The following is a 2908-nucleotide window of genomic DNA, read 5'->3' as shown; positions in this document are numbered from 1 at the left end:
CCGGCGTGCGGGGGGGGGCGGCGAGGTGGTGGCCGCGGGTGGTTGCCGGCGAGCCCGGCTGGTGTAGCGGGCTCCGGGCGCGCGGTGAGCGGGGCGGGGTCGGGGTGGGCGGTAGGGTGGGCCGCGAGGCGCATCGAGGCATTGCCATGGAAGCGCTCCCATGCAAGAATCGCTGCACGCGGTTCGGGGAGCCACACCGCGAGCTCAGGCGTCGAGGGCAGCCGGTTGACCGGCCGACGTCCGGCTCCATCGGCCGGTCCTGCGGACCGGTCGGCACCACCACCCCCAACGCCCGTCCGGGTCGGGCGTCCCCCGAAGTAACCAGTGGCACGCACGGTCGTTCCCGCAGGGCGACCGCCGCCGCCATTTGCGCCGGGCCGTACGCGGATCCGGTCTCGCCCAAGGAGATCAGTGGCATGAATCTGTGGAGAAGGCTGTCCGGCCGGAACCGGGCGCTCGCGCTGACCAGCGCCGGCGTCCTGGTAGCCGGTGGACTGGTGACCCTCCCGGTCACCGCGGCGCAGGCCGCCACCCAGTGCAGCGTGACCTACACGACCAGCGACTGGCCCGGTGGATTCACCGGCACCGTGACCATCAAGAACATCGGTGACGCGCTCACCTCGTGGAACCTCGGCTTCACCTTCCCGAACAGCTCGCAGCGGGTGGTGAACGGCTGGTCCGCGCGGTGGTCCCAGAGCGGCCAGAACGTCACCGCGCAGAACGAGGCGTACAACGGGGCGCTCGCCAGCGGCGCCAGCACCACCATCGGCTTCAACGGCTCCTGGAGCGGCAGCAACCCCAAGCCGACCCAGTTCACGCTGAACGGCACGGTCTGCAACGGCGGCACGCCGACCACCAGCACCCCGCCGACGAGCACGCCGCCCACCAGCACGCCGCCGACCAGCACCCCGCCCACGAGCACGCCGCCGACGTCGACCCCGCCGACGTCGCAGCCGCCGCCCGGGCAGCGGGTCGACAACCCGTACGCCGGGGTGAAGGGGTACGTGAACCCCGAGTGGAAGGCCAAGGCCGAGTCGGTGTCCGGCGGCAACCGGGTGTCGAACAACCCGACCGCGGTCTGGATCGACCGGATCGCCGCCATCAACGGCACGCCGGACAGCAGCTCCAACGGCGCGATGGGCGTCCGTGACCACCTGGACGCCGCGCTCGCCCAGGGCGCCGGCTACATCCAGTTCGTCATCTACAACCTGCCCGGCCGCGACTGCTCGGCGCTCGCCTCGAACGGCGAGCTGGGCCCGGACGAGCTGCCCCGCTACAAGGCCGAGTACATCGACCCGATCGCCGCGATCCAGGGCGACTCGAAGTACCGGAACCTGCGCATCGTCAACATCATCGAGATCGACTCGCTGCCCAACCTGGTGACCAACACCTCGGGCAACGCGGGCGGCACGGTCATGTGTGACACGGTGAAGGCCAACGGCGCGTACGTGAACGGTGTCGGCTACGCCCTGGCGAAGCTGGGCGCGATCGGCAACGTCTACAACTACATCGACGCCGCCCACCACGGCTGGATCGGCTGGGACAGCAACTTCGGCCCGGTCGCCGACCAGCTCAAGGCCGCCGCGGTCGCCTCCGGCAGCACCGTCGCCAACGTGGCGGGCTTCATCGTCAACACGGCGAACTACTCCGCGCTGAAGGAGCCGTACGTCAAGATCACCGACACGGTGAACGGCCAGACCGTGCGGCAGTCCAAGTGGGCCGACTGGAACCAGTACCTCGACGAGCTGTCGTTCGCCCAGGCGTTCCGGCAGAAGCTGGTCTCGATCGGCTTCGACAGCAACATCGGCATGCTGATCGACACCTCCCGCAACGGTTGGGGCGGCTCCGCCCGGCCGACCGGCCCCGGCCCGTCGACCAGCGTGGACGCCTACGTCGACGGTGGCCGGGTCGACCGCCGCTTCCACACCGGCAACTGGTGCAACCAGGCCGGCGCGGGTCTCGGCGAGCGGCCGCAGGCCAACCCGGAGCCCGGGATCGACGCCTACGTCTGGGTGAAGCCCCCGGGTGAGTCGGACGGCTCCAGCAAGGAGATCCCGAACAACGAGGGCAAGGGCTTCGACCGGATGTGCGACCCGACCTACACCGGTAACGCCCGCAACGGCAACAGCATGTCCGGTGCCCTGCCGGACGCGCCGATCTCCGGCGCGTGGTTCGCCGCCCAGTTCCAGCAGCTGATGCAGAACGCGTACCCGCCGCTCTCCTGAGCCGCGGCCGTACCACCCGCGGCGGCGGGAGTGAGGCACCGCCCGCGCGGGTTCCCCGGGCCCCTGGTCGACGCCCACGTCGACCAGGGGCCCTCGGGCGTCCGGGTCAGGGAACCGTACGCTCGATCGCGGCCCGGCCCAGCTCGTGCAGGTCGTGGCGGGCCCGTTCCAGGTTCTCCGGCGTCATGTCCTGGCCCCGGGCCATCACCAGGTCCTCCGGGTCCCAGGGCTGTTCGGCGCCGGTACGGATGCCGTCCGGCGCCGCGCCCGTGCCGGTGCCGGTCGCGCCGGTCCCGGCCGCGTACGGGTCACCGATGATGTTCGGCGAGCCGGTGTCGGCCACCGCGCCGTCGGGCTCGGTGAAGGTGGGGTTGTCCGGGTCGACGCCGCCGGCGCGCAACTGGGGCACCGTGCTGTCGTCGTCCACCGCCGCGGCCACCTCGGGGGTCTCCTCGAGCGGCCGCTCGCCACCGCGGTCACGATCGGTCATGCTGCTGCCCTCCTGTCCCTTCGCGTGATCCCCTGGGCGTACCCGGTGCGGGCCGCGCCATGCGGACGGATGCTCCTATGGATGTCAAGGGGTGTTGAGGGCGGTGTAGTCGGCGAGGAGGGCGGTGTGGACCTCGCGGATGATGTAGCGCTTGAGGCAGCGGATGATCTCTTTCTTGGTGAGGCCTTGTTTG

At 71.1% G+C, this 2908-nt stretch carries 2 protein-coding genes; one reads left to right on the top strand and one right to left on the bottom strand.

What is annotated here, in order from left to right:
- The first annotated feature begins 416 nt into the window (after positions 1-416).
- Positions 417-2225, top strand: a complete 1809-nt coding sequence (locus tag BAW75_RS07570; protein WP_104113061.1) for a glycoside hydrolase family 6 protein — start codon at positions 417-419, stop codon at positions 2223-2225.
- Between the two features lie 106 nt (positions 2226-2331).
- Here BAW75_RS07570 and BAW75_RS07565 read toward each other — a convergent pair whose 3' ends face one another.
- A complete protein-coding gene (locus BAW75_RS07565) occupies positions 2332-2715 on the bottom strand; it encodes a hypothetical protein (protein WP_043328785.1) in 384 nt (127 codons plus the stop codon).
- Between the last annotated feature and the right edge of the window lie 193 nt (positions 2716-2908).

It is taken from the genome of Micromonospora chalcea (assembly GCF_002926165.1).
GTDB classification, from domain to species: domain Bacteria; phylum Actinomycetota; class Actinomycetes; order Mycobacteriales; family Micromonosporaceae; genus Micromonospora; species Micromonospora chalcea.
Note: the sequence above shows the minus strand (reverse complement) of the source record. Positions and strands in the feature narration are given on the sequence as shown.